The organism is Nocardioides sp. (assembly GCF_036503465.1).
GTDB lineage: Bacteria > Actinomycetota > Actinomycetes > Propionibacteriales > Nocardioidaceae > Nocardioides.
On sequence record NZ_DASXWU010000050.1, the window covers coordinates 1 to 23,032 of the forward strand.

At 70.9% G+C, this 23,032-nt stretch carries 24 protein-coding genes; 11 read left to right on the forward strand and 13 right to left on the reverse strand.

Annotation, left to right across the window (positions count from 1 at the left end):
- Positions 1-320 (forward strand): TraR/DksA family transcriptional regulator (locus tag VGK78_RS08935; protein ID WP_331527265.1); only part of this gene is annotated, 320 nt, incomplete at its 5' end.
- 95 nt (positions 321-415) lie between these two features.
- Positions 416-1,897 carry a cation:proton antiporter gene (locus VGK78_RS08940; protein ID WP_331527266.1) on the forward strand — a complete coding sequence of 494 codons (1,482 nt, stop codon included), beginning with the start codon at positions 416-418 and terminating at the stop codon, positions 1,895-1,897.
- Positions 1,898-1,904: 7 nt separating this feature from the next.
- Here VGK78_RS08940 and VGK78_RS08945 read toward each other — a convergent pair whose 3' ends face one another.
- Positions 1,905-3,164, reverse strand: a complete 1,260-nt coding sequence (locus VGK78_RS08945) for an MFS transporter (protein WP_331527267.1) — start codon at positions 3,162-3,164, stop codon at positions 1,905-1,907.
- A gap of 232 nt (positions 3,165-3,396) precedes the next feature.
- Positions 3,397-3,699: a hypothetical protein gene (locus VGK78_RS08950; protein WP_331527268.1), complete on the reverse strand. Its 303-nt coding sequence runs from the start codon at positions 3,697-3,699 to the stop codon at positions 3,397-3,399.
- A gap of 197 nt (positions 3,700-3,896) precedes the next feature.
- Between VGK78_RS08950 and VGK78_RS08955 the strand changes: the two genes are divergently transcribed.
- A complete protein-coding gene (locus VGK78_RS08955; protein WP_331527269.1) occupies positions 3,897-5,423 on the forward strand; it encodes an MFS transporter in 1,527 nt (508 codons plus the stop codon).
- Between the two features lie 6 nt (positions 5,424-5,429).
- Here the strand turns inward: VGK78_RS08955 and VGK78_RS08960 are convergent, their stop codons facing one another.
- The gene (locus VGK78_RS08960) at positions 5,430-6,359 is read right to left on the reverse strand and encodes a LysR family transcriptional regulator (RefSeq protein WP_331527270.1); all 930 of its coding nucleotides are present in this window, start codon (positions 6,357-6,359) and stop codon (positions 5,430-5,432) included.
- 82 nt (positions 6,360-6,441) lie between these two features.
- Between VGK78_RS08960 and VGK78_RS08965 the strand changes: the two genes are divergently transcribed.
- Complete coding sequence (locus VGK78_RS08965) at positions 6,442-6,603, forward strand: hypothetical protein (protein ID WP_331527271.1); 162 nt, start codon at positions 6,442-6,444, stop codon at positions 6,601-6,603.
- Between the two features lie 85 nt (positions 6,604-6,688).
- Positions 6,689-7,216, forward strand: coding sequence for a hypothetical protein (locus VGK78_RS08970; RefSeq protein WP_331527272.1), 528 nt, complete (start codon positions 6,689-6,691; stop codon positions 7,214-7,216).
- A gap of 32 nt (positions 7,217-7,248) precedes the next feature.
- Here the strand turns inward: VGK78_RS08970 and VGK78_RS08975 are convergent, their stop codons facing one another.
- A complete protein-coding gene (locus tag VGK78_RS08975; protein WP_331527273.1) occupies positions 7,249-7,695 on the reverse strand; it encodes a carboxymuconolactone decarboxylase family protein in 447 nt (148 codons plus the stop codon).
- 85 nt (positions 7,696-7,780) lie between these two features.
- Here VGK78_RS08975 and VGK78_RS08980 point away from each other — a divergent pair, with 85 nt between their 5' ends.
- The gene (locus tag VGK78_RS08980; RefSeq protein WP_331527274.1) at positions 7,781-8,656 is read left to right on the forward strand and encodes a sigma-70 family RNA polymerase sigma factor; all 876 of its coding nucleotides are present in this window, start codon (positions 7,781-7,783) and stop codon (positions 8,654-8,656) included.
- Positions 8,657-8,674: 18 nt separating this feature from the next.
- Here the strand turns inward: VGK78_RS08980 and VGK78_RS08985 are convergent, their stop codons facing one another.
- The 8 genes from VGK78_RS08985 to VGK78_RS09020 all read right to left on the reverse strand — a co-directional run bounded on the left by VGK78_RS08985 (position 8,675) and on the right by VGK78_RS09020 (position 15,438).
- A complete protein-coding gene (locus tag VGK78_RS08985; protein WP_331527275.1) occupies positions 8,675-9,427 on the reverse strand; it encodes an SDR family NAD(P)-dependent oxidoreductase in 753 nt (250 codons plus the stop codon).
- A gap of 362 nt (positions 9,428-9,789) precedes the next feature.
- On the reverse strand, positions 9,790-11,253 hold the full coding sequence (gene dnaB, locus VGK78_RS08990) for a replicative DNA helicase (protein WP_414690660.1): 1,464 nt from the start codon (positions 11,251-11,253) through the stop codon (positions 9,790-9,792).
- A 434-nt stretch (positions 11,254-11,687) separates the two neighbouring features.
- Positions 11,688-12,629 (reverse strand): hypothetical protein, encoded by a 942-nt coding sequence (locus tag VGK78_RS08995; RefSeq protein ID WP_331527277.1) that lies wholly within the window; start codon positions 12,627-12,629, stop codon positions 11,688-11,690.
- A 289-nt stretch (positions 12,630-12,918) separates the two neighbouring features.
- Complete coding sequence (gene rplI / locus VGK78_RS09000; RefSeq protein WP_331527278.1) at positions 12,919-13,365, reverse strand: 50S ribosomal protein L9; 447 nt, start codon at positions 13,363-13,365, stop codon at positions 12,919-12,921.
- Between the two features lie 14 nt (positions 13,366-13,379).
- The gene (gene rpsR, locus VGK78_RS09005) at positions 13,380-13,616 is read right to left on the reverse strand and encodes a 30S ribosomal protein S18 (RefSeq protein WP_192144374.1); all 237 of its coding nucleotides are present in this window, start codon (positions 13,614-13,616) and stop codon (positions 13,380-13,382) included.
- A 91-nt stretch (positions 13,617-13,707) separates the two neighbouring features.
- Positions 13,708-14,247 carry a single-stranded DNA-binding protein gene (locus tag VGK78_RS09010; RefSeq protein WP_331527279.1) on the reverse strand — a complete coding sequence of 180 codons (540 nt, stop codon included), beginning with the start codon at positions 14,245-14,247 and terminating at the stop codon, positions 13,708-13,710.
- A gap of 120 nt (positions 14,248-14,367) precedes the next feature.
- Complete coding sequence (gene rpsF / locus VGK78_RS09015; RefSeq protein WP_331527299.1) at positions 14,368-14,658, reverse strand: 30S ribosomal protein S6; 291 nt, start codon at positions 14,656-14,658, stop codon at positions 14,368-14,370.
- Positions 14,659-14,847: 189 nt separating this feature from the next.
- Positions 14,848-15,438: a hypothetical protein gene (locus tag VGK78_RS09020; RefSeq protein ID WP_331527280.1), complete on the reverse strand. Its 591-nt coding sequence runs from the start codon at positions 15,436-15,438 to the stop codon at positions 14,848-14,850.
- A gap of 116 nt (positions 15,439-15,554) precedes the next feature.
- On the opposite strand from VGK78_RS09020, the gene VGK78_RS09025 reads away from it, so the two are divergent.
- Complete coding sequence (locus VGK78_RS09025; protein ID WP_331527281.1) at positions 15,555-16,361, forward strand: serine/threonine-protein kinase; 807 nt, start codon at positions 15,555-15,557, stop codon at positions 16,359-16,361.
- Between the two features lie 25 nt (positions 16,362-16,386).
- Here the strand turns inward: VGK78_RS09025 and VGK78_RS09030 are convergent, their stop codons facing one another.
- A complete protein-coding gene (locus VGK78_RS09030) occupies positions 16,387-17,508 on the reverse strand; it encodes an amidohydrolase family protein (RefSeq protein WP_331527282.1) in 1,122 nt (373 codons plus the stop codon).
- Between the two features lie 131 nt (positions 17,509-17,639).
- Between VGK78_RS09030 and VGK78_RS09035 the strand changes: the two genes are divergently transcribed.
- The 4 genes from VGK78_RS09035 (at position 17,640) to VGK78_RS09050 (ending at position 23,006) form a co-directional block, all read left to right on the forward strand.
- Positions 17,640-19,013, forward strand: coding sequence for a glutamine synthetase family protein (locus VGK78_RS09035; protein WP_331527283.1), 1,374 nt, complete (start codon positions 17,640-17,642; stop codon positions 19,011-19,013).
- A gap of 89 nt (positions 19,014-19,102) precedes the next feature.
- Positions 19,103-19,687 (forward strand): hypothetical protein, encoded by a 585-nt coding sequence (locus VGK78_RS09040; RefSeq protein WP_331527284.1) that lies wholly within the window; start codon positions 19,103-19,105, stop codon positions 19,685-19,687.
- 3 nt (positions 19,688-19,690) lie between these two features.
- Positions 19,691-22,009 (forward strand): FdhF/YdeP family oxidoreductase, encoded by a 2,319-nt coding sequence (locus tag VGK78_RS09045; RefSeq protein ID WP_331527285.1) that lies wholly within the window; start codon positions 19,691-19,693, stop codon positions 22,007-22,009.
- 190 nt (positions 22,010-22,199) lie between these two features.
- Positions 22,200-23,006 (forward strand): deoxyribonuclease IV, encoded by an 807-nt coding sequence (locus VGK78_RS09050; protein WP_331527286.1) that lies wholly within the window; start codon positions 22,200-22,202, stop codon positions 23,004-23,006.
- Positions 23,007-23,032 lie beyond the last annotated feature (26 nt).

Consider the following 23,032-nt stretch of genomic DNA (forward strand, 5'->3'; position numbering starts at 1 on the left):
TGCACGACGACGCCGGGCGTCTGCTCGCGGAGCGCGAGGAGCGGCTCGTGGCCGAGCTCGCGGAGCTGACGCGACCACCCGATGAGGTGGGAGCCATCTCGTTCGGCAAACGCGTGGGCGAGGGTACGTCGATGGCCGTCGATCGTCTGGCCGCGGTGTCGGCGCAGGAGCACCTGCTCGCGATGCTCGACGAGGTACGCCGTGCGCAGCAGCGACTCGCGGACGGGAGCTACGGCACCTGCGAGGTGTGCGGCCAGGCCATCCCCGCCGGTCGCCTCGAGGCCCGGCCGTGGGCCACCCGGTGCGTCGCCCACTCCTGAACCGGCGACGGACGACACCTCGACGGCACTAGGCTGTCTCTCCAGGAGTGCCGGGAAGTCTGGTCGGCGACCCGTCCGCCGACCCTGGAGCTCCGATGCACGACGTGATCCCGTTCGCCGCGGTGGTTCTCGTCGCCTCAGTCGCGTTGCTCCTCGCGGTGGGATCGAGCCGCATCACGGCGCTGACCCAGATCCCGAGCCCGGCCCTGTTCCTCGTCGCCGCATCGATCGCCGTCGACCTCGTGCCCGACCTCGGCGGGCTGGGCATCGAAGCGGACCAACGGATCGTGACCGTGGCACTCGTGGTGATCCTGTTCGAAGGCGGGATGCACATCGGGCTCGACCGCTTCCGACCCGTGGCCGGCCCGGTGCTGTGGCTCGGGGTCGCCGGCACGTTCGTCACGGCGGCCGGACTGGCCGTCGTCGCCCACCTGGTGTTCGGCTTCGACTGGCGGCCGGCCCTGCTCCTGGGCACCGCCCTGGCGCCGACCGACCCCGCCACCGTCTTCTCCGTGCTCGGCCGCCGCGAGGTCACCGGACGCTCGGGCACCCTGCTCGAGGGGGAGGCCGGCGCCAACGACCCCGTCGGGATCGCGCTGATGATCGCGATCCTCGGAGCCACCGGTGGCGGCGCCGGTGCCGTGGCGCACGGTGCAGGTGAGTTCGTCCTCCAGATGGTGGTGGGCATCGCGTTCGGCGTGGCCGGCGGGCACGCCCTGCGCTGGTTGCTCCGCCACCTCCCGATGCCGAACGAGACCCTCTATCCGCTTCGGACCGTGGCCTTCGCCCTCGTGCTGTACGGCGTGACCACCGTGGCGCACGGGTCGGGGTTCCTGGCCGTGATGCTGGCCGGGATCCTGGTCGGCGACACCCGCGCGCCGTACAAGCGCGAGATCGAGCACTTCGCCTCCGGCCTCGCGAGCCTGGCCGAGATCGTGGCGTTCACGCTGCTCGGCCTCTCCATCCCGCTCTCGTCGGCGTTCAGCGACGGGCACGGCCTGCTCGCGCTCGGGGTCGCCGCCGTGCTGTTCCTCCTGGTGCGACCCCTGCTCGTCGGGCTGGTGCTGATCCCGGTCCGGCTGCGCCGGGGCGAGCGCGCCTTTGTGCTCTGGTCGGGCCTCAAGGGCGTCGTCCCGATCCTGCTCGGCACGTACGTCGTCGTCGAGGGCGCTCCCGATGCGCAGCGCATCTACGCGGTCGTCTTCGTCGTGGTGCTGCTGTCGGTCGTCGTGCAGGGCGGCCTGGTGCCGACCCTCGCGCGGCTCTGGCGGGTGCCGATGCGGGTGGTGGAGCCCGAGCCGTGGGCGATGGGGATGCGTTTCCGCGACCAGCCCGAGGGTCTGCACCGCTACGTCGTCGAGTCCGGCTCACCGGCCGACGGCGCGACCCTGCGCGACCTCCCCCTGGAGGAGGACGTGTGGATCAGCATCGTCAGCCGGCGAGGCCGGATGGTGCAGGTGCGGGGCGGGACCACTCTTGCCGAGGGTGACGAGGTGCTGGCCCTCGCCTCGGACGCGACGCTGGTCGCCGGGCTGTTCCGCGCCTCTTCGGGTCGTCCGCCCCACGGGAACCCCTGAGCTCCGCTCAGGCGGACGACCCGGTCAGGGGACGTCGGGGGAGGTGCCGGACCGAGGGGATCGAGACGACGACGAGGGCGGCGCCGATCCCGACCACCGTCATCACGACCAGTGCCGGATAGATGCCGAGAAGGGCGGCGAGCGCGCCGACGACGACGTTGCCGAGCGGGATCATCCCCGTGCTGGACAGGTAGTCGTAGCTCGAGACGCGCGACAGCGACCCGGACGGGATGTGCTCGCCGAGCGAGGTCTCCCACAGCGTGAACATCCCGGTGACGCAGACCCCGGTGAGCAGCTCGAGCAGTCCGATCCCCCACACCGGCAGGTGGCTGCCGATGATCGCCGCCTGGCACGACGAGCCGACCAGCATCAGGGCACCGACCCGCAGCGCGTAGTTCGGCCGCCACAGCAGGAGCAGCACGTCGCCGACGATGTTCCCGATCCCGAACAGCGCGGTGACCAGGGCCCACGAGCGTGCGCCGTCGTAGTGGTCCTGCATCAGCACCGGCCCGATCACGAAGATCGCGGGGAGCACCATCGCGTGGTAGACCGAGAAGCCGCCGAGGTAGCCGAGCACCCACGTCCGCGAGCGCACCTCGCGCCAGCCCTCCCGCAACGACGAGCGGAACGACGCGGGCGCGGCCCGCTCGTCCTCGGCCGCCGCCTCCTCGACCACGGACGGTCGCAGCGGCACCAGCAGCAGGACCGAGACCAGGAACGTCGCGGCGTCGAAGCCGAGCGCCGACCCCGGCCCGCCGGCGTACCCGATCAGGACACCGGCCAGCACGGGTCCGGCGACGTTCGCCAGCGAGAACGTGAGGCCGCGCAGGGCGTTGGCCGGCTGCAGGTTGCCCGGGTCGACGGTCGTCGGCAGCAAGCCGCTGAACGCCGGCGCGAAGAACGCGTCTGCGGCGCCGAACGCCGCCGCCAGGACGACCAGGTGGACGACCTCGGCGGTGCCGGTGAGAAGGAGCACGGCGGCGAGGGTCTGGGTGACCAGGCGGACGACGTCCGAGGAGATCAGGATGCGCTTGCGTTCCCATCGGTCGGCCCAGACGCCCGCGGGGACCGCCAGTACGACGAACGGCAGGAACTGCGCGGTCGAGGTCAGCGCGACGTCCCGGACGCCGCCCCCGACCGAGAGGACCGCGAAGGGAAGGGCCACGCTGGTGACCCGGTCGCCGAGCACCGAGAGCACCTGGCTGCCGAACAGCAGCCGGTACTGCGGCTCCTCCCGCAGCACCCTCGGAACCAGACGGCGCGACACGAGGCGTCAGCATCCCCGACCGGCACCGCCTCCGGCAACGAGCAACGGTCCCGCCTTCTGCGAGGAGGCGGGACCGTCGCGGTTCGAAGGCTGAGGTCCGGTCTCAACCCCCCGACGCACCGCGGGCCGGGCCGGGAAAAGGCCGCCGGCGACGGACGCGTTGCAGGATCATGCTGCGCCTCGGCGGACCGGGGCGCATCCGGTTTTCCGCAATCTTTGCCGTCTGTACAGGTCAGGAGCCCCGGGGGCCGGGGTGCGCCATCGCGACCGCCCCGACCGCGGCTCCGTCCGCTTCCGCGATGTTCTGGAGAGCGTCGCGATCGGCGTCCGTCAGGGGGGCCAGACGGTGGTCGCTGGTCGCGTGGACGAGCCTGCGGTCGAGGCGGCCGAGGGCACGGAGCAGGCGGGACGAGCTGTCCTGCTCCAGCCGCTCAGGGTGGCGCAACGCGCGCGGGCGGCGGCTCGGGTACGCCTGCACGTCGGCCCCGACGCCCACGAGGGCGAGGCTGACGAGCGCACAGACGACGAGCTTCATGGGTGCTCCGGGGGGTGAGCGTGGGCTACGGCACTGCCGGCCCATGGTCCGCCGCCCCGACGGCCCGGCGCGCGAAATCGGCGAATCCTTTACCAAACGGGTCGGGCGGGTGGCACGCAACTTCTCCGGGTGGCCGTGTCGAAACGCCGCCGCGCCGTACGACGTACGGGCGAACCGACACCCACCCAGGAGTCCCGATGACCACCACCGCCACGCCGCCGAACCCGACCCGGAGCCGTTCCCTTCTCGCGCTCGCCGCCCTCGCGCTCCCGACCTTGCTCGTCGCGGTCGACATCTCGGTGCTGGGAGTCGCACTGCCCACCATGGGTCGCGAGCTGCACGCGAGTGCCGCTGAGCTGCTCTGGATGACCGACAGCTACAACTTCATGGTCGCGGGCGCCATGCTCACCACCGGGGCGGTCGCGGACCGCATCGGGCGGCGGCGGATGATCCTGTTCTGCGCGGCGGTCTTCGCGATCGCGTCCGGGATCGGCGCGTTCGCGAGCACCCCCGAGCTGGTGATCGTCGCCCGCGGGGTGATGGGGCTGGCCGGGTCGGCGATCCTGCCGACGTCGATGGCGCTGCTCGGTGGCCTGTTCGTCGAGGAGAACGCGCGCATCCAGGCGATGGGAGCCATGATGACCGTCTTCCTGGGCGGGATGGCCGTCGCGCCGTTCGTCGGTGGGGTGCTGCTCGAGCACTTCTGGTGGGGCTCTGTGTTCCTGATGGCCGTGCCGGTGATGGGCGTGACGATCGCGGTCGTCCCCCGGCTGGTCCCGGAGTCCAGGGCCGACGTCCCCGCGCCGCTCGACCCGATCAGCGCCGCGCTCTCGGTCGGCGCCGTCCTGAGCCTGGTCTTCGCCCTGAAGCGTGCGGTCAACAGCGGCGTCGACGCGCCGGTGGCGATCACCCTTGTGACCGGACTGGTCCTGGGCGCCGTCTTCCTGCGGCGGCAGACCACGCTGGCCAACCCGTTGCTCGACCTGGAGCTGCTGGCCCGGCCGCGGGTACGCCGCACTCTCGCCGCGTTGTTCCTGACCGCGATGCTGATGGGCGGCACCTCGCTGTTCTTCAACCTGTACCTGCAGGAGGTCCAGGGCCTGACCCCGCTCGGTGCCGCGTGGTGGATCTTGCCCGAGATGGTGTCGATGATCGCGGCCGCCAACCTCGGCCCGTGGCTGAACCGCCGCCTGCCTCAGCGCACGGTCGTGGTCTCGATGATGTCGCTGATGGTGGCCGGGTTCGTCCTGTACGCCGTCGCGCCGGCGTCCGCGTCCGGTCGCCCGATCGTCGCGGTCGGCGGCGCGCTGGCCACCTTCGGGATCGGGGCGGCGTTCCCGATGCTGATGGACGGCGTGATCAGCGGGGCTCCGCCGGAACGCGCCGCGTCCAGCGCATCCCTGGCCCAGCTGTCCAACGAGCTCGGCATCGCGCTCGGCCTGACCGTCCTCGGCTCGCTGGGCACCGTGATCTACCGCATGCAGCTCGGCCTGCCCGGCTCGACCGCCGAGCAGAGCGTGATCGACGGCGTCCGCGAGGGACGGCACGATCCGGTCCTGCTCGGCGCCGTGCGGTCGTCGTTCACCGACGCCTTCCACGTCGCCGGCATGGTCGGCGTGGCGCTGATGATCGTGGTGCTGGTGCTGGCCGCTCGCGCCACGCGGGAGCCGTCCGCCAGCCCGGTCGTCGAGGACCTGCCGGAGCTCGAGGAGTTCGCCGCGTGACCCGGCTCAGCGACGCGCGGCCCGGCGTTCCGCCGCCCTCGCCACGGTCTCGTCCAGGAGTTCCAGGGCTCGGACGACCGGGGGCGAGGTGGCGGCGCCGTCGCGGACGTGGACCACGATCCGGCGGCGCGGGCTGGGGTTGACCAGCTCGCGGCTGTCGACACCGGCCATCGACTCGGGTACCGCCAGAGCGGGCAGCACGGTGACGCCGATCCCCGCCGCCACGAACGCCAGGGCGGTGTGGTGGTCCTCCGAGCGCGCGACGTACCGCGGCGAGAAGCCGGCGGCCCGGCAGGCGTTGCGGATGATCCGGGTGCAGGTGTTGCCGTGGTAGTCGTTGTCGATCATCGGGTGACCGGCCAGGGCCAGCATCGGCACCTGGCTGTCCCACTCGGTGAGGAGCTCGTGGCCGCGCGGGGCGACCACTCGGTAGGTCTCCACGGCGAGCACGTGCCGGCTGTGACCGGGCCGCTCGACGCCGTCCAGGTCGGCGTCCTCGGTGGTGAGGTCGAGGTCGCGTCGGCTCGGGCCGGGCGTCTCGGGACCCAGCTCGTTCAGCGTGAGGTCGAGGACCAGGTCGGGGAACTCGCGACGCAGTCCCTTGGCCACGGCGGGCATCCAGAACTGCGCCGCCGAGGAGAACGCGCCGATGGTCAGGCTGCCGGTGTGCCCGTCGCGGAGATGGTCGACCACACCGCCGAGGCGGTTCAGGCTGTCCATCAGGTCCTCGCTCTCGGCGGCGAGCACCTTGGCGGCCGCGGTCGGCGCGATGCCCCGCCCCGCCTTCTCGAAGAGCACCAGCCCTGTCTCGCGCTGCAGGGCGGAGATCTGCTGGCTGACGGCGGAGGGCGTGAAGCCCAGGTGGTCGGCTGCGGCCTGCACCGATCCACTGGCCACGACAGCCCTGAACACACGGAGACGCTGGACGTCGATCATGATGGCAACCATACAGCATCACTGCATGATTCATAAGAAACATTCGCTTGTCCTGAACAGTTCCGACGGTCACCATAGAGGCATGAACACGAACCAGAACTCCAGCAAGGTCAAGAAGGTCCGCGCCTTCATGCGTTACGTGTGGGACGACCAGGTGTCCGCCCAGCGTGCACTCCTCCGCCTGAACGGCGTACGGGGCCTGCAGGGCTACGACGACTACCTGATCAACCGGCGCGGCCGCTGAGGTGCCATCGCCCGACTGTCCGTCACCCGTTTAGAGCCGGCCGCACCGCGGCCGGCTCTCTCTTCTGTCCGGCAGGATGTGCGCCATGGCGCGACAGCTCGGACCGTTCGACTGGCAGGGGCGACTCGAGAACGAGGGGAGCGTCACGTTCGGGCCGAACCGGTGGTCATCGTGGGTGCTGTTCGCGGTCGCGATCGCGGCACTCCTGGGGTTCCTGGTCGAGATCATCGCCGACGGGGTCTCGGCCTGGTCCGTCTTCGCAGTCGTCGTGCTCGCCGCCTGCGCGCTGACCACCGGACGGGCCGCCCTGTTGGGGACCTCCGAGCTGACGGTCACCCACGAGGGCTTCCGGATGGGACGCGGTCCGGTTGTGCCGTTCGCGCGGCTCGGGGCGATCACGCTGCTCCGACGGAACCTGACGCTGCTCTACGCGGTCCCCGGGGTGGGCCAGAAGCGGATGATCGTCTCCCTGCCGAGGCTCGCCTCCTACCATCCCGCCGACCTGGCCGTGTGGCTGCTCAAGCTGAAGGGCGGGCCGTCGGCCGACGTCGTGGTCGACGAGCGCAGTGGCATCAGCCGGGTCTTCCGGCTCCGCGCCGACGTGCGTGAGTAGTGCTGGCGACCCTCGGGTCCGAGCTCCCGGGGTCAGCCGGTCCAGCTGCCGGCTACCTGGCGGGTCGCGGCGTTCAGCCGGTTCCAGACGTTGATCGAGGTGATGGCGATGAGCAGGCCGGACAGCCCCTGCTCGTCGTAGTGACGCGCGGCCTCGGCCCAGAGCTCGTCGGAGACCGGATCGCCACGGTCGGCGACGCGCGTGACCGCCTCGGTCAGCTCGAGCGCAACCCGCTCGGCGTCGGTGAAGTACGGCGCGTCCCGCCAGGCTGCGATCGAGAAGAGGCGCTCGTCACTCATCCCCTCCTTCTTCAGGTTGGCCGAGTGCGCCTGGACGCAGACGCTGCAGCCGTTGATCTGGCTCGCGCGCAGGTTCACCATCTCGATCGTCTCGGCCGGCACGCCGATGTCCTTGTCTGCCCTGCTGTACTCCGTCAGTGCCCGGAACGCCGCCGGAACGACGTAGATCGGATGGGTCATCCGTGGCTCCATGGCCGGTCTCCTGTCAGGTCCGTCTGATCGGTTTCGTCATGCTGGTGACGGATCGCGAGAGAGGAACCTGACAGTGCAGACCCAGGAGAAGCTGGCCGAGGAGTTCGAGGAGCATCGGGGTCACCTGCGCGGTGTCGCCTACCGGATGCTCGGGTCGATGACCGAGGCGGACGACGCGGTCCAGGACGCCTGGCTGCGCCTCGCGCGCTCGGACACCAGTGAGGTGCGCAACCTGCGCGGGTGGCTGACCACGGTCGTGAGTCGGATCTGCCTCGACCTGCTGCGCTCCCGCAAGTCGCGGCGCGAGGAGTCGCTCGACGTCCACGTGCCCGACCCGATCGTGACCCGTCTCGACGTCGACCCCGAGGCGTCGGCGGAGCAGGCCGACGCGGTGACCCTGGCGCTGCTCGTCGTCCTCGACGCGCTGAGCCCGCGGGAGCGGATGGCCTTCGTGCTTCACGACATGTTCGGTGTGCCGTTCGAGGAGATCGGTCAGATCGTGGGCAGTACGCCGGGCGCCGCGACTCAGCTGGCCAGCCGCGCCCGACGCCGGGTCAGGGCCACGCCCCCGCCGGCGGCCGACCTGGCCACGCAACGTCGCGTGCTCGAAGCCTTCACGAGCGCCGCGCAGGAGGGCGACTTCGAGGCCCTGATCCGGGTGCTCGACCCGGACGTCACCCTGCGCGCCGACGCCGGTCCCGGCGGACGCTCGGCGTACGTCCGTGGCGCCGCGGCGGTGGCGGCGAACGCGAGCGCCTTCCGGCGTTCCGACCACGAGCAGCTGCAGGTCTGGGCGCTGGTCAACGGCGCCGTCGGCCTGGTCGGGGTCAAGGACGGCGTCCCGGTGTCGGTGTTCAGCCCCGTCATCCGCGACGGGCGGATCGTGGAGATCAACATCGTCGCCGACCCGCAACGCATCGCCGCGCTCGACCTGAGCGAGGTGCTCTGACGCTCCGGGTTCTCCGGGTCAGAACGCCTCGGGCCGGAGCGGTGAGGCGGCGGTGAGTCCTCCGTCCACCGTGAAGCACTGGCCGGTCGCCCACGCCGCCTCGTCCGAGGCGAGCCACGCGACGATGCCGGCGATGTCGGCCGGCCGGCCGAATCGGCCGGCCGGATGGCGGGAGATCGCGTCGCGGCGGGCGGCCTCGGGGTCGCCGGCCAGCGCGAACCCTTCGTCGAACATGTCGGTCTCGATCCACCCCGGCAGCACGGCGTTGCACCGGACGCGTGGACCGTGGTCGATCGCGATCGAACGGGTCAGCGCGTGCACGAAGGCCTTCGACGCGTTGTAGAGCGCGCTCGACAGATCTGCGACGACACCGGAGATCGAGCCGATGTTGACGATGACGCCGCCGTGCTCGGTCATCTCGGGCAGCACGGCGCGCGACATGTTGAACACCCCGCGGCAGTTGACACCGACCTGCAGGTCCCAGTCGTCGTCGGTGGCGTCGGCCACCGTCTTCGCGACCAGGACGCCGGCGTTGTTGACGAGGAGCGAGATCGGGCCGAGGAGGTCCCGCGTCCGTGCCACCAGCCGCTCGGTGTCCCCGGGGCTCGCGACGTCGGCCTGCTCCCACACCACGTCGTCGGGCAGGTACGCCGGTCGGTCACCGCGGCCGCACGTGGCCACGCGCGCCCCGTCGGCGTGCAACCTCTCGACGATGGCCCGGCCGATGCCCCGGCTGCCGCCGGTGACGAATGCGATGTGGGTCGTGGTCACAGGAGCACTGTGGCCGATCATCGGCCGCGGTGCAGCGAGGCGTGCGTGAGGTCGAGCATCCGAGCTGCCTGCTCCTCGGTGGTGCCCGGTGGGTTGCGTCTGAACGCACCGTTGCCGGGCAGGAGCATGGCCAGCCAGAACGCGGCCCAGAGCGGGCGATAGCGAACCGGACGGCGCCGACGGCTCGTTGTCCGGCTCGGCCGCAGAGCTCGGCGCCCACAGGCCCGGGCTCGAGGTGCGTCGATCAGGTACCCCCGTTGCGATCGTTCGCGCGGCCAGGCGGCGACGAAGAACCTGCCGGAAGACCAGACTCGAAGATCCCACGCACCCCGTACGTTGAATCTTCGACCGTGGGGCCGTGGTCAGTGGGCCATGTCGACGAAGCGGGAGTAGTGGCCCTGGAAGGCGACGACGATGTCGCGGGTGGGGCCGTTGCGGTGCTTGGCCACGATTAGGTCGGCCTCGCCGGGGCGGGTCGACTCCTTCTCGTAGACGTCGTCGCGGTGGAGCAGGATCACCATGTCGGCGTCCTGTTCCAAACTGCCACTCTCGCGCAGGTCGCTCATCATCGGCCTCTTGTCACCGCGCTGCTCCGGGCCTCGGTTGAGCTGGGAGAGGGCGATGATCGGGACCTCGAGCTCCTTGGCGAGCAGCTTGATCTGCCGGGAGAACTCGCTGACCTCGACCTGGCGGCTCTCGACCTTGCGGCCGGAGGTCATCAGCTGCATGTAGTCGATCACGATCAGACGGAGGTCGTGGCGCTGCTTGAGCCGGCGGGCCTTGGCCCGGATCTCCATCATCGTCATGTTCGGCGAGTCGTCGATGAACAGTGGGGAGCTCGAGATCTCGCTCATCTTGCGGGCGAGCTTGGTCCAGTCCTCGTCGCGCATCTGCCCGTTGCGGAGTGCGTTCAGCGGCACCTTGGACTCGGCCGAGAGCAGCCGCATCGTGATCTCGGAACGCGACATCTCCAGGCTGAAGAAGCACGACGTCATGTTGTTGTGGATCGACGCCGCCCGGCACAGATCGAGAGCCAGGGTGCTCTTCCCGACCGCGGGTCTCGCCGCGACGATGATCATCTGGCCCTTGTGCAGACCGTTGGTGAGGTCGTCGAGGTCGGCGAAGCCGGTCGGTACGCCGTACAGCCCGGCGTCGCGGTTGCCGATGGCCTCGATCTCGTCGAGGACGCCGTCGAGGATGTCGCTCAGCGGGGCGTAGTCCTCCGAGGCACGCCGCTCGGTGACCTGGTAGACCTCGGCCTGCGCCTGGTCGACGACGTCGTCGACGAGACCCTGGCCGGCGTACCCCATCTGGACGATGCGGGTGCCGGCGTCGACGAGCCGCCGGAGCACGGCCTTCTCGCGGACGATCTCGGCGTAGTAGCCGGCGTTGGCGGCGATCGGGACGTTGGCGGAGAGGGTGTGGAGGTACGGCGCACCGCCGATGCGGGTCAGCTCACCGCGGCGTCCCAGCTCGTTGGCGACCGTGACCGGGTCGGCGGGCTCGCCGCGGCCGTAGAGGTCGATGATCGCGTCGAAGATGACCTCGTGGACCGGACGGTAGAAGTCGGCCCCGCGCAGCACCTCGCTGACGTCGGCGATGGAGTCCTTGGACAGCAGCATCGCGCCGAGCACGCTCTGCTCGGCGGCGTTGTCCTGCGGCGGCGTGCGGTCACCCGGGCGGCTCGGCCGCTCGCCCGGCTCGTACGCCGCGGGGCCGTCGCCCCAGTCGTCACGCGGCGGCTCGGGCAGGCCCGGGACGTCCCACGACCCCTGCTCGGTGATGCTCACCCGTCCACCCTTCCGACTGCTCCGCGAGTGCCCCATGCGCCCGGCGGTGTGACAGGAGTGACGCTAGGGGCGACCACCGACAGCGGCGGCGAGCGCTCCCGTCGGCGGCCGTCCGGTGCGGGACGCCCACCGAGGCGGCAATCTAGGCTCTCGAGCCTGTGCCCGGAAGGTCGTTGTCCACAGGGGCTGGGGATAACCGGGGTGAGCACGTGGACGACACGCGCCGGGCTGTGGCCGAGGCCGTGGACAACATGTGGACAGCGTCGGAATCCTCCTCTGTACCATGCCGCTGACCTGCGTGTTTGTGGTTCCACAGAATGTGCAGGCGGAAAAGTTCCGGAGAACCTCGTTCACCCTTTCGCCATCTGGGATTCCCGGGTTGGTTTGTCGACAGATCGCCCGACCCCTGGTCTGAACGGGGGATATCCACCGGTCATACACAGGTAGCCAAACGGGGGGACGGCCGACGATCAGGCCACCGCCGAGACCGGAGCCAGCCCGAGCCGGCCGAGCAGCGCCGACCGCCCCGCGGGTGTGAAGCAGGACTCGCGGAGCAGCGCGTACCACGCCTGCAGACGCTCGGGATCATGCCGCCGTCGGAGCGCGCGATCGATGTCGCGCAGGATCTCGACCGGACGCAGGAGGACTTCCCGATCGGTGTACCCACGGCGTACCCACCCGGCGTCAACGATGTCGCGTTCCCGGCGCAGGTCGGAGCGGTGCTGGGCACGATCGCGGTGCACCGCACCGTCGTACTCGTGGAACGTCTGCGTCCCGCTCAGCAGCAGGTCGCCACGAGCGACCAACCGGCCGTCGACCCAGAGCTCGTGCTGCGGCACTACGCGGGCGTCGCAGACGAGGTGGAAAACCCTGAGCAACGTCTCGAAGGCCGACTCCGACCGAGGATCCGCCATCAGCGCGGCTGCCCGGAGGCGGCGCACGCCGTGACGTCGCGCCCCCAGGGCCACACCGAGCTCGTCCGGTTTCACGTCGCCGAGGTGGAGGGCGCTGTCGAGGAACACGACGACGTCGAGCAGCCCGAAGTGACGCGCCAATGCGAGAAGGACCTCGATCGACGCGACGATCGGAAGGCCACGAAGCCGTGAGATCTCCGGCTCCGGTGTCGTCCGGATCATGCGCAGTTCAGACCGGCGCGGGCGGTTGCGCGCGTTCTGGGCGGCGAAGTCGGGAAGGCCGTGCGGCAGCGGAGGAAGCCACCACCCGCGCAACTTGGCGGCGGTGACATGGGTGAAGCCCGCCCCGCGATGCAGCTGGGACGCCAGCGCGTGCAGGTGCGACTCCTCATGGCCGTCGACGGGGACGTACAGGCCGTGGGCCACCTTGGCCCAGGCCGGGCTGCGCCGCCGCTCGCCGCGAACGAACATCTGTCGCCCCTCATCGTGCTCGTCCATCCGCCCAGGGTCCGATCCGGGAGCGTGCCGCACTCCGACCCGCCGCGGACCTGTGGACCGGGTGCGCCGGGGGTCTCGCTGTGGACACTGAACGGGCGGGGACGTGCTCGGGCGAGAACAAACTGGCATAGAGACCGGAACCGGCCCGCCGCCCTCAGTCCGGTTTGTATGCCAGTTTGTGTTGAACCCCGCCTGAGCCCGGCCCGAGGAGATCCCGGGCCGACCCCCGAACGCAGCACGGCCCGCCGGGACCGGAGTCCGGGCGGGCCGTGGGGCGAAGTACGACGGGTCAGGCGGGGATGACGTTGAGGGCCACCGTCGCGGAGACGTCGTCGTGGAGGCGCACCGACACCGAGTGGGAGCCGAGCGTCTTGATCGGGTTGCCGAGGGCGATCGCCCGGCGGTCGACGTCCTCACCGGCGACCACGGCGAGGGCGCCGGCGATCTCGGAGGTGGTGACGGCGCCGAACAGGCGACCGGCCGAGCCGGCCTTGACCTTCACGTCGACCGGGGCGGCCTCGAGCTTGCCCCGGATCTGCTCGGCGTGCTCCTGGTCGCGGACCGCACGCGAGGAGCGCGCCTTCTTGATCGAGTCGACGGTCTTCTCACCGCCGCGGGTCCACTTGATCGCGACGCCGCGGGGCAGGAGGTAGTTGCGGCCGTAGCCGTCCTTGACCTCGACCACGTCGCCGGGCTGGCCGAGTCCGGTGACCTCCTGGGTCAGGATGATCTTCATCGTCGTGCCTCCCCTCAGCGACCGGTCGAGGTGTAAGGCAGCAGCGCGACCTCGCGGGCGTTCTTCACCGCGATCGCGACGTCGCGCTGGTGCTGGACGCAGTTGCCGGTCACCCGACGCGCGCGGATCTTGCCGCGGTCGGAGATGAACTTGCGGAGCAGGGTGGTGTCCTTGTAGTCGACACCGGTCGCCTTCTCCTTGCAGAACTGGCAAACCTTCTTCTTCGGCTTGCGCATCACTGCCTTGGCCATTGTGGTGCTTCCTTTCGTGAAGCCCGTCCCTGAGTGATGGCAGGGCCGGAATGGATCTCTTCGGGTTGTTCAGTTGTTCGTCGTCGGGCCGTCAGAAGGGCGGCTCGTCGGAGCCGACGCCCGGTGCGGCCCAGGGGTCGTTGGCCGGGGCGCCGCCCGAGCTCGCCGGCTGCTGGCTCTGCGCCGGCGTGGCCCACGGGTCGTTGTCCGAGGGGCCGGACTGACCGCCGCCCTGCTGCCCGCCGCCGTACGACGACCCGCCCGACCGCTGCGTGCGCGTCACCTTGGCGGTCGCGTAGCGCAGCGACGGACCGACCTCGTCGACCTGGATCTCGAAGACGGTGCGCTTCTCGCCCTCGCGCGTCTCGTACTGCCGCGAGCGCAGGTTGCCCTGCACGACGACGCGCATCCCCTTCTGCAGGGACTCCGCGACGTTCTCCGCGGCCTGCCGCCACACCGAGCAGGAGAGGAACAGCGCGTCGCCGTCCTTCCACTCGTTGGTCTGGCGGTCGAACGTGCGCGGCGTCGAGGCGATCCGGAAGTTGGCCACCGCGGCCCCCGACGGCGTGAAGCGGAGCTCGGGGTCGTCGACCAGGTTGCCGACCACGGTGATCTGGGTGTCGCCTGCCATGTCAGGTCTCCTCGGGTTTCAGCTCACGGTTGGGGAAGCGTCAGGGCTCATCGTCGTGGGTGACACCGACATGCGCCACCGCCCATCCACAAGAGCCCCCGCTCGATGGGCATCGGCAGCTCAGTGCGCCGCCGGACGCATCACCTTGGTGCGCAGCACCGACTCGTTGAGCCCGAGCTGACGGTCGAACTCCTTGACCGTCGCGGGCTCGGCGGTGAGGTTGATGACCGCGTAGATGCCCTCGGCGTTCTTCTCGATCTCGTAGGCCAGCCGGCGGCGGCCCCACACGTCGACGTTCTCGACGCTGCCGCCGTCCTTGCGGATGACGTTGAGGTACTTGTCGAGCGACGGCTCGACCGTCCGCTCCTCGAGACTCGGGTCGAGGATGACCATCACTTCATAGGCACGCACAGCGGTCTCCACCTCCTCTGGACTAGAGCGGCCACGGACCATCCGTGACAGGAGGGCTTTGCGTTGGTACGGCGTACGACGGGTCGTGCGCCGCGGCGGTCCGGGCGGGCCCGGGCAACCGCACGATGCTAACAGCGGCGACGGGCGCCGGCCGAATCGGCCGGCGCCCGTCGGGACTGCTCCGAGCGGTCAGGCCGCGGTCGGGCGCATCGCGGTCGACTCGCGCACGCGGATCACCGCCAGGCCGGTGCCGGCCAGCACGACCAGCAGGGCGAGCCAGTAGCCGAACCCGTGCCCGGTGTCGCAACCCGGCACTCCGCCGCACGACGGGAGAGGATTCACGAACAACGCCAGGATCAGGCAGAGCAGCGCGAGCCCGAAGGCGCCGGCCGCGATCTGGTGCGTCGGCGCGGGAAGGCTCACGACGTTGAAGAGCGAGAGTGCCACGACGACGGCGCCGCCCAGCGCGACGAGCACCGCGAACCAGCCGAAGAAGCCGTGCCAGGCCGACCAGGAGCCCGAGCCGCCGAACCCGCCGACGTTGACGGAGATCGTGTAGAACGGCATGAAGCCGGCCAGGAAGGCGACCACACCGGCGGCCATGATCCCGAGGTCGTAGCGGTTGGCGCTCTGCAGCGTCTTCTTGGCCTCGCTGAAGTCGTACGTCGCACCGCCCGGCTGAGCGCCCTGCTGTGCGGCCGCCGGCGGGGGCACGGGCGGCGGGGTGGCGGATCCCTCCGGTGTGGGCTCGGCGGGGTTCTCCGCGTTGTGGTCGGTCATCTGGTGTGCCTCATCTCCGGTCCGACTGACGGCGCGCCGAAGCCCGAAGCGCCGGTTGTCCACAGCACAGGAGGCGTCCCCCGCGCGGCAGATACGCGGCAACCTACGGTGCGGAGATGGGCCGGCACCACGTCTTCCGAGTCAGGTTGGTGGACCCGATCGGCCACGGGGCGAGCGGGACGGTGTGGCGCGCCTGGGACGTTCGCCTCCACCGGTACGTCGCCGCCAAGGTGGTCCCCGACGATCAGGAGGTCGTCCTCAGGGCACCGGTTCACCCGCACGTGCTGACGCCGTTCGCGACCGTTCATCAGGACTCGACCCACTACGCCCTGATGCACCTGGTACGAGGCGGCACCGCCGACGGGCTGCTCGCCGAGCACGGAGCGCTCCCGGCGCCGTACGTCGCGGTCCTGCTCCGCCAGCTGCTCCAGGCGCTCGGTGCGGTCCACGCGGCCGGGTTCGCTCACCGCGACGTCAAGCCCGCGAACCTCCTTCTCGAGCCGACCCGCACCGGCCGCCCCCACGTCTACCTGTCCGACCTCGGCGTGGCCGCCCGGCTCTCGCGACGGCCGGCGACTGCCGTCGGCACGCCCGGCTACGTCGCCCCCGAGCTGCGGCCCGGCGACCCACCCGACCCGCGACACGACCTGTACGCCGCGGGGGTCACCGCCGCGGAGCTGCTGACCGGCCGCATCCCGCGGCATGTGCGTGAGGTGCCGTCGAACCCGCTGCGAGCTCTTCTCATGGCACTCCTCGACCCCGACCCGGAGCGACGCCCGGCCACCGCCGACCTGGCCGAGCGACGCCTCCGCTCCGTAGGCGTACCCGAGGGCGCCCCGTGGCGGGCGGAGCGGTGCCCACCGGACGTCCGCGACCGGCTTCCGCGACCCACGGTTCTCCGGCGACTACGCGGCCCGAGGTGATCGCTCGCGACGGCCGGTCATGCCGTCACAGCGCGTACACCCGGCGCGCGTTCTCGCGGGCCACCAGCCCGGCGACGTACGCCGTGTCCGCCTCGGTCGTCTCACCCGCCGCGACCAGCTCGCCCAGGACCGTCGACAGCGAGGTCCGGAAGAGCAGCGCCCCCAGGAGGTACAGCTCGGCCAGCCCGTAGGCGTCGGAGGAGAACAGCAGCTTCCCGAACGGCACGAGCTCGAGCGTCTCGCGCAGCACGCCGGTCGACAGCGCACCGGTGTTGTGGGTGGCCAGGCCGAGGTCTGCGAAGACGTGGTCGAAGACCTGGGCGAGGTATGCCGCGTGCCGGTGGTACGGCCAGTTGTGCAGCAGCAGCACCGGCACGCCGTGCTCCTCGGTCGCGCGTAGGAACGACGTCAGCCACAACGGGTCGGCGGCGGCCAGGGAGAGATCCCGGTCGCCGTAGCCGACGTGGACCTGCAACGGCAGGCCGGCTTCGATCGCGCTGTGCGCGAGCCAGGAGCTGACCACCGGGTGGGCGAGCCGCACGTGGTCGGTCTCGGTCAGCCCCGAGGCCACGACGTCCGCCGGAGGCTTGAGCGCGGAGAGGTCGAGGCCGCCCCGGTACGCCGCGATGCTCTTCGCCGCGACCGCGCCGCCTGCCCGCGCCGACCGCAGCCGCTCCTCCATCTCGCCGACGAAGTCGTCGGTGCCTGCGGCGAGCACGTCCTCGGCCAGCCGCTCGAGCCGGACGACCTCGCGCGCCGTACCTCCGCTCAGTGCTGCGAGCTCGGCCATCGGCGTCAGCTCCGTGTCGGCCGCCGGGGAGCCGATCCCGGTGTCGACCAGCAGGGTCCCGATGCCGGCGGCCGCCATCAGCCGCCGGCTCGCCTCGGCGCCGCCGAGCTCGGCGCGACGGGCGAGGTACTCCTCCGCGGTCACCAGCGGCTCGAGGTCGAGGACCGGTGCGCAGTGCCGCCGGATCGCCCACCCGAGCATCGAGTCGAAGAGCGTGGTCCCGAGAGTCGATGCCCCGCCGGCCTCGTTCATCAGTGCCTCGAACGCCGTCCGGTCCAGGTCCGTGGTGAGGATGGCGTGACAGTGGTGGTCGACGAGGTCGAGCAGGTGGGAAGCGAGGTCGAGGGCGTCGTCCACCCCGGACCTCCTCTCGACGGGAACCGGCCCTCCGGAGTCTGTGCCCGGCCCTATCCTTTGTCCACACGCGTCCAGCCCGTGTGCGCCGTGTGCGTGCCGTGTCGGCATGCACGGATCCGAAGGGAACGCCCGTGGACCTCGTCGACCGTGACCGCCGACTGAGCCGTGCCGAGGCCCTCCTCCCGGAGCTCGCCGACCGCGGCGTCGTCGCGGTGGCGACCAGCTTCGTCGACAACTCCGGCATCTCCCGGGTGAAGGCGGTCCCTCTCGATCGGCTGCCCACCCTCGCCGCGTGGGGCGTCGGCTTCTCCACGGCCTTCGACTACTTCCGCTTCGACGACTGGATGGCGGCCCCGCCCGACGGCCGCGCCCCGGTCGGCGACCAGCGGATCGTCCCCGACCTCGACCGGCTCGTCGTCCTCGCCGCACAGCCGGGATGGGCGTGGGCGCCCGGCGAGCGGTACGCCCAGAGCGGTGACCCCTACCCGCTCGACTCACGGCTCCTGCTGACCCGGTTGGTCGACGAGCTGGCGACGCGGCGGATCAACGTGCTCTCGGCGATCGAGGTCGAGTGGGTGGTGTCGAAGTCCGACGAGGAGTACCTGCCCGCCGCCTCCGGGCCGGCGTACGGACTGAGCCGGCTGACGAACGCCTCCGACTACTGCCGCGACGTGCTCACGGCGGTGCGCGAGCAGGGCGTCGCGGTCGACCAGTTCCATCCCGAGTACGCCGCGGGGCAGCTCGAGCTGTCGGTCGCACCCGAGTCGCCGGTCCATGCGGCGGACACGTCCGTGCTGGTCCGAACGACGATCCGGGCGGTCGGCGAACGACACGGTCTCCGCACGTCGTTCTCGCCGAAGGTCGACGCGGCTGGGGTCGGGAACGGCGGGCACGTCCACCTCAGCCTCGGGCGTGACGAGCGGAACCTGATGGCGGGCGGTTCCGACCGGCACGGGCTCACCAAGGAGGCCGCCGCGTTCTCGGGCGGGATCCTCGAGCACCTGCCGGGGCTGCTCGCGGTCGGCGCGCCGTCGGTGGCGTCGTACCTCCGGCTGGTGCCGCAGCACTGGGCCGGCGCCTACGCCTGCTGGGGTCTGGAGAACCGCGAGGCGGCGCTGCGGATGGTGACCGGGTCGCGCGGCAGCGAGGAATGGGCGGCCAACCTCGAGGTGAAGTGCGTCGACCTGCACGCCAACCCGTACCTGCTGCTCGCCGGTCTGCTCGCCGCCGGCACGGCGGGGCTGGACGACGGCGCTGCTCTCCCGGAGCCGCTGGACGTCGATCCCGCGTCCCTGGACGACGGAGCCCTGGCGGAGCGCGGGATCGTACGACTGCCGGAGACCCTGCGAGAGGCGCTCGACGCCTTCACCGCGGACGACGTGCTGGTGACGGCTTTCGGGGAGCCGCTGGTCGGCGCGATCTCGGCCGTGCGGGAGTCCGAGCTCGAGCTGTTCGACGGTGCCTCGCCCGAGGAGGTCGCGGCCGCGAGCCGCTGGGCGCACTAGAACGGCCGCCCGTCGAACGGTGGTCCAGCTGTCTGATGCTCTATCTCGGGATCCGAGGTAATCTCCTGGGTTGGGCAAAGGAGCTGGACATGGACATCACCTTCGCAGCATCCGACTTCCCGCCGCTGGCGCTGGGGTTCTTCGGTCTGGGCACCGGGTACCTGATCGTCGGTCCGCAGGAGCTCATCGGCTGGCCGGCCAGGGACCCACGCGTCGACAGAGCCACCGGCGTGTGGAGCATCTGGATGCCGGGCTTCTGCCAGTTCGTCACCGGCGTCATCCTGTTCGTCGGGCTGACGTGGATCCAGGTGTTCCAGGAGCCACCGCTCTACATGGCGGCGCTGGCGTTCTCGGCGTACGGCATCCACTGGTTCGCCCTCGGGTGGAACCGCTTCCAGAACAGCGACCCACGGACCAACGCCGGGATGTGCGTTGCCTACACGCTCATCTCGGTGATGGGCATGGTGGTGTTCTTCAACGCCAGCGACTGGCCGGTGGGGTTGCTGTTCGTGGGGCTGACCCTGATCTACGTCAGCGACTTCTTCGCCTCGATCGGCATCCGGCTCGGGGAGAGGGCGCTCGGGTTCTGGCACCTCGCCACCGGGGTGTGGCTGATGTACCTGACCTTCGCCACCGCTGTTGACTTCTCACTCGGCTGGTCGTGGAAGATCTGAGCCATGACCCGGCGTACGACGAAGAAATCCCGGCGATCGGCGGCTGACGCCTCCTCGACGACCACCTCGCGGCTCGAGATCGGCCACCCGGAGTCCCACTCGGCGGGGGTTCGCGGCGTCGTGGAGGCGCTGCAGTACGGCCGCGAGGAGATGGGCCCGAGGCGGAGCCTGCAGACGCTGCTCAAGCTCAACCAGGCGGACGGGTTCGACTGCCCCAGCTGCGCCTGGCCGGACCCGGATCCGGAGCACCGGAAGAAGGCCGAGTTCTGCGAGAACGGTGCGAAGGCGGTCGCCTGGGAGGCCACCCGGAAACGGGTGGACCGCGACTTCTTCGCCACGCACTCCGTGGCCGAGCTGCTCGAGCTCGACGACCACACGCTGGAGCACTTCGGCCGGCTGACCGAGCCGATGCACCTGGCGGAGGGGTCCACCCACTTCGCACCGATCTCGTGGGACGATGCGCTCCGGCTCCTGGCCGACGCGCTGACCGGTCTCGACGACCCCGACCGGGCAGTGTTCTACACCAGCGGACGTGCCAGCAACGAGGCGGCGTTCACCTACCAGCTGCTCGCGCGCCGGCTCGGCACGAACAACCTGCCCGACTGCTCGAACATGTGCCACGAGTCCAGCGGCGCCGCCCTGTCGCAGACGATCGGGATCGGCAAGGGCGTCGTCACCCGCGCCGACATCGCCGAGCACGCCGACCTGATCATCATCGCCGGGCAGAACCCCGGCACGAACCACCCGCGGATGCTGACCGCGCTGGAGGAGGCCAAGCAGCGCGGCGCCAGGATCATCGCGATCAACCCACTGCCCGAAGCCGGGTTCGGCCGCTTCCACAACCCGCAGACCGTCCGCGGTCTCGCGGGCCGCGGCACGCCGCTCGCCGACCGGCTGGTGTCGGTGCGGGTGAACGGCGACCTGGCCCTCTTCAACGGGCTGAACAAGGCGCTCACGGCACGGGAGGACGCCGCTCCGGGCAGCGTGTTCGACGCCGACTTCCTGGCCCGGTCGTGCGACGGCGTGGAGGACGCCGTACAGGCATGGCGCGAGCTGGACTGGTCGGTCGTCGAGGAGCAGAGCGGCCTGAGCCGGGACGAGATCGAGGCGATCGCCGACGATGTCGTCGCGGCCACCAGCGTCGTCGTGTGCTGGGCGATGGGCCTCACTCAACACAAGAACGCCGTCGCGACGATCCGCGAGATCGCCAACTTCCTGCTCCTGCGAGGCAACATCGGCCGGCCCGGTGCCGGTCCTTCTCCGATCCGCGGCCACTCCAACGTCCAGGGCGACCGGACCATGGGCATCTGGGAGAAGATGCCGGACGCGTTCCTCGACCGGCTGCGCGACGAGTTCGGGTTCGAGCCGCCTCGGGAGCACGGCTGGGACACCGTGGACTCCATCCGGGCGATGCGGGACGGGAAGGTCGACGTGTTCGTGGCACTCGGTGGCAACTTCGTGGCGGCCACGCCCGACACCGCCGTCACCGAGGCCGCGATGCGGACCTGCCGGCTGACCGTCAACATCGCGACCAAGCTCAACCGCACCCACCTGTGCCACGGCACCGAGGCGCTGCTGCTGCCGTGCCTGGGCCGCACCGAGCGTGACGCCCGCGCGAGCGGCGACCAGGTCGTCACTGTCGAGGACTCGATGTCGATGGTGCACGCCTCCCGGGGACGACTGATCCCGGCGTCGCCCCACCTGCGCAGCGAGGTCGCCATCGTCACGGGTCTCGGCCACGCGATGTTCGGCGACGACCTCGGATGGCGCGAGATGGGCGACGACTACCGGGTGATCCGCAAGCACATCGAGCACGTCGTGCCCGGCTTCCACGCCTACGAGGAGCGGGCCAACGCACCCGGCGGCTTCATGCTGCCGCGCCCACCGCACGACAGTCGCACCTTCGCCACCGACAACGGCAAGGCGCACCTGACGGTCAACCCGCCGACGACCGTCGAGGTCCCGGAGGGACACCTGCTGCTGCAGACGGTGCGGTCGCACGACCAGTTCAACACCACGGTGTACGGCCTCGACGACCGCTACCGCGGGATCAAGGGCGGGCGCAAGGTCGTCTTCGTCAACCCGGCCGACCTGGCCGTCCGTGGGCTGAAGGACGGCGACACCGTCGACGTCATCGGGGTCGCCGCGGACGGCGAGCGGGTCGCGAAGGGGTTCCGTGCGGTCGCCTACCCGACGACGCCGGGGTGCTGCGCGGCGTACTTCCCGGAGGCCAACGTGCTGGTACCCCTCGACTCCGTGGCCGAGGTCAGCAACACCCCCGCGTCGAAGTCCGTCGTGGTGCGGCTCGAGCCTGCCGGCTGACCGCCCGGGTCGCAGACGCCTTCAGTCGCGAGTGCTGCTGCTCAGGGAGACGGCGACGGTCCAGACGCCGGCGACCACGATCGCGACCAGAGCGATGACGAACAGGACAACGACCAGGGCGTGCATGGGCCCAGCCTGCCACTGACCCGGCGGAGGCGCGGTGTCGGTCCGGCTTCCTACGATGGCGGTCATGAGCAGCACCACGAGCTCCGCTCTCGGAGCACACGTCGAGCAGACCGACCCGATCGCGGAGGCGGAGGCGCGGCAGGCCTCGCACGTGCAGTTCTTCCTCGGCGACCCGCAGGGGTACAAGGGTCCGGAGTTCCGGCACGCCGGCGGCGCGGAAGGCTTGCGCGCGGACGCCGAGGCAGCGGGGATCGGCCTGTACGTACACGCGCCGTACATCGTCAACGTCGCCACGACCAACAACCGCATCCGCATCCCGTCGCGCAAGCTGCTCCAGCAGCACATGGACGCCGCGGCCTCCATCGGCGCCCGGGGGCTGATCGTGCATGGCGGGCACGTGAACAAGGACGACGACCCGGCCATCGGCTTCGACAACTGGCGCAAGGCGGTCGAGGCGACCGACATCAAGATCCCGCTGCTGATCGAGAACACCGCCGGCGGCGACAACGCGATGACCCGCTACCTCGACCGGATCCAGGGGGTCTTCGAGGCGATCGCCGCGGCGTCCGGGTCGGAGAACGTCGGCTTCTGCCTCGACACCTGCCACGCCCACGCCGGCGGCATCCCGCTGGAGACCGCGGTCGACGAGGTCCGCGCCGTCACCGGACGCATCGACCTGGTGCACTGCAACAACAGCCGCGACGACTTCGACTCCGGCGCCGACCGCCACGCCAACGTCGACGCCGGGAAGATCGACCCCGACCTCCTCGCGTCGGTGATCCGCGACGCCGGCGCGCCCGTGGTGTTCGAGACCCCGGGTGGTGCCGAGGAGCACAAGGCCGACTTCGAGGCGATCCGCTCCCGGCTTTGAGTCGGCCCGGCGAATTCCCCGCTCAG

Excerpts from the sequence above, each read along its gene's own strand:
- VGK78_RS09040 (WP_331527284.1), top strand. The coding sequence starts at position 19,103 with ATGGACATCACCTTCGCAGCATCCGACTTCCCGCCGCTGGCGCTGGGG.
- VGK78_RS08960 (WP_331527270.1), bottom strand. The coding sequence starts at position 6,359 with ATGATCGACGTCCAGCGTCTCCGTGTGTTCAGGGCTGTCGTGGCCAGT.
- rpsR (WP_192144374.1), bottom strand. The coding sequence starts at position 13,616 with ATGGCCAAGGCAGTGATGCGCAAGCCGAAGAAGAAGGTTTGCCAGTTC.
- VGK78_RS09025 (WP_331527281.1), top strand. The coding sequence starts at position 15,555 with ATGGGCCGGCACCACGTCTTCCGAGTCAGGTTGGTGGACCCGATCGGC.
- VGK78_RS08950 (WP_331527268.1), bottom strand. The coding sequence starts at position 3,699 with ATGAAGCTCGTCGTCTGTGCGCTCGTCAGCCTCGCCCTCGTGGGCGTC.
- rplI (WP_331527278.1), bottom strand. The coding sequence starts at position 13,365 with ATGAAGATCATCCTGACCCAGGAGGTCACCGGACTCGGCCAGCCCGGC.
- VGK78_RS08955 (WP_331527269.1), top strand. The coding sequence starts at position 3,897 with ATGACCACCACCGCCACGCCGCCGAACCCGACCCGGAGCCGTTCCCTT.
- VGK78_RS08995 (WP_331527277.1), bottom strand. The coding sequence starts at position 12,629 with ATGGACGAGCACGATGAGGGGCGACAGATGTTCGTTCGCGGCGAGCGG.
- VGK78_RS08975 (WP_331527273.1), bottom strand. The coding sequence starts at position 7,695 with ATGACCCATCCGATCTACGTCGTTCCGGCGGCGTTCCGGGCACTGACG.
- VGK78_RS08965 (WP_331527271.1), top strand. The coding sequence starts at position 6,442 with ATGAACACGAACCAGAACTCCAGCAAGGTCAAGAAGGTCCGCGCCTTC.
- VGK78_RS08940 (WP_331527266.1), top strand. The coding sequence starts at position 416 with ATGCACGACGTGATCCCGTTCGCCGCGGTGGTTCTCGTCGCCTCAGTC.
- VGK78_RS09020 (WP_331527280.1), bottom strand. The coding sequence starts at position 15,438 with ATGACCGACCACAACGCGGAGAACCCCGCCGAGCCCACACCGGAGGGA.
- VGK78_RS09050 (WP_331527286.1), top strand. The coding sequence starts at position 22,200 with ATGAGCAGCACCACGAGCTCCGCTCTCGGAGCACACGTCGAGCAGACC.
- VGK78_RS08970 (WP_331527272.1), top strand. The coding sequence starts at position 6,689 with ATGGCGCGACAGCTCGGACCGTTCGACTGGCAGGGGCGACTCGAGAAC.
- dnaB (WP_414690660.1), bottom strand. The coding sequence starts at position 11,253 with ATGGGGCACTCGCGGAGCAGTCGGAAGGGTGGACGGGTGAGCATCACC.
- VGK78_RS09010 (WP_331527279.1), bottom strand. The coding sequence starts at position 14,247 with ATGGCAGGCGACACCCAGATCACCGTGGTCGGCAACCTGGTCGACGAC.
- VGK78_RS09045 (WP_331527285.1), top strand. The coding sequence starts at position 19,691 with ATGACCCGGCGTACGACGAAGAAATCCCGGCGATCGGCGGCTGACGCC.